This is a genomic window from Rheinheimera baltica DSM 14885, assembly GCF_000425345.1.
Classification (GTDB): domain Bacteria; phylum Pseudomonadota; class Gammaproteobacteria; order Enterobacterales; family Alteromonadaceae; genus Alishewanella; species Alishewanella baltica.
Window position 1 is genome coordinate 1 of record NZ_AUDG01000119.1, and the last position, 1826, is coordinate 1826.

The 1826-nt window shown below is 41.0% G+C and carries 1 protein-coding gene; it reads left to right on the forward strand.

From position 1 onward, the window contains the following. Window positions 1–313: 313 nt before the first annotated feature. The gene (locus tag H595_RS0119570) at window positions 314–1627 is read left to right on the forward strand and encodes an AAA family ATPase (protein WP_051220004.1); all 1314 of its coding nucleotides are present in this window, start codon (window positions 314–316) and stop codon (window positions 1625–1627) included. Window positions 1628–1826: the final 199 nt, after the last annotated feature.

The window sequence follows — 1826 nt, forward strand, 5'->3', positions numbered from 1 at the left end:
AGAAAGTACGTTAAGTTGAAAAGAAGCCAGGGGTGGGTCAAATTTAGATTACCGTTTTAAGCGGTAAGTGGGTCAAAATTGGATTGCCGTTGACAGATGAGGAAATAAAAAGCAGTCGAACAGCCGTTGCTTCATCATTCGAGCAGTTTTTATAGCTTTTTGCATCAGGTAAGTTAGACATCGAGGTTCTTAATGGCTAACAATACGCATCACTCGCGGCCTTCGGCCGCTGGAACGCCAACCCGCTGCGCGGCTCGTCGCCCGTGTGCTTTGCGTTGTACGGCTTCATCCAATATTCGAATAAGGACAAATTATGAATAAAGAAATTGAGGATTTGTGTGTTGCATTGGAATCATTGGCTGGAGCAGTGGAAAAGGGGTGGAGCGATAATCGCTCTCTGAATGAAGCCTTTGGTTGGCATCACCCAGCCATTGATCGTACAGAGTTAGCATATATTCCACTTTCTTTATCAAAGCGTATTCGAAAAGCTGATTTGAATATTGATGACGAAGATCTTCTTGAAATACTGGAAAAAGTTCCAGCAAAGCTAGAGCGTATAAAAAGTTCGACTCTGCCTTATTTTTATAACGGCAATGGGCAACAGGCAATCCCAGCTTATATTAGTACATTAGAGTGGATTTCTAGTTTAATCGAACCCGAGCTAACATGGGTTATACATAATGACCCTAGCGTTTTACCTCCAGCCATTTCGAGAAAGCTTAAAGGCTTATCTGCAAAAATTAATGAAATAGAGGTGGATCAAGATAAGCTCACCAAGCAAATTCAAATCATTAATGATGCGACAGAAACTGCAGAATCACTTCCCGCAGATTTGCAAGATTTAAAAGAAGCTCGAAAAAAAGTCGAATCTATTGGTTCTGAAGCGATTAAAACAGCAGCTAAAATATCAACCGCTAAAGAAAATGTTGATAATTTACTTAGCGCTATTAAATCCAATAAAGAAGAGTCCGATAAGCTGGTTGAAAACTGCGAAGATTCTTATCGTATTACGACCAGCAAGGGTCTTGCTGGTGCTTTTGACCAAAGGGCGAGTCAACTTGCTAAATCCATGTGGGTATGGGTTTTTGGTCTGCTGGGTGCGCTTGTATCAGCTTGGTTTATCGGTACCGGCAGAGTGGAAGCTTTAACTTCCGCATTATCTGTTCCAGATCCAAAATTGGGTCTTGTATTTGGTCATATATTTTTGTCAATTGTAAGTCTAGGCGCCCCATTATGGTTCGCATGGTTATCTACTAAACAAATAGGTCAAAGATTTAAGTTGGCCGAAGATTATGGTTATAAAGCTTCTGTTGCAAAAGCATATGAAGGTTATAGAAAAGAAGCAGCGAGGATAGATGAAAATCTTGAAGCCAGACTCTTTGAATCTGCATTATCAAGAGTAGAAGAAGCACCTTTACGACTTGTTGAAGATGGAGGTCACGGAAGTCCTTGGCACGAACTGGCAAACTCCAACTCTTTCAAGGAAGCATTAAAAAACATTCCTGAATTCAGAGACAGAGTGTTTGAATTGGCTAATTCGGCAATTGATAGAACTAAACGAAAACCAGATCTTCATGCAGTTAATGAAGCCAAACCCGTACAACAAGTGCAGTCAGCGGACTCGTAAATTCGCCGCTGCTGCAAGCGTTATAGCTACGCGTGAATAGGAGTTCATATTGAATTCAGATAAGAAGAAGGATGGTGTTCAAAAAATATTGTCTGAGCCGGTGTTGGGAGTATGTAAAATTTTCTGTGTAAGTGGCTGTTTCTCATAGCGATACACGGTCACCATACATGATAATGAACTGATTCATCGCCGGTTTCCA

Excerpts from the sequence above, each read along its gene's own strand:
- H595_RS0119570 (WP_051220004.1), top strand. The coding sequence starts at position 314 with ATGAATAAAGAAATTGAGGATTTGTGTGTTGCATTGGAATCATTGGCT.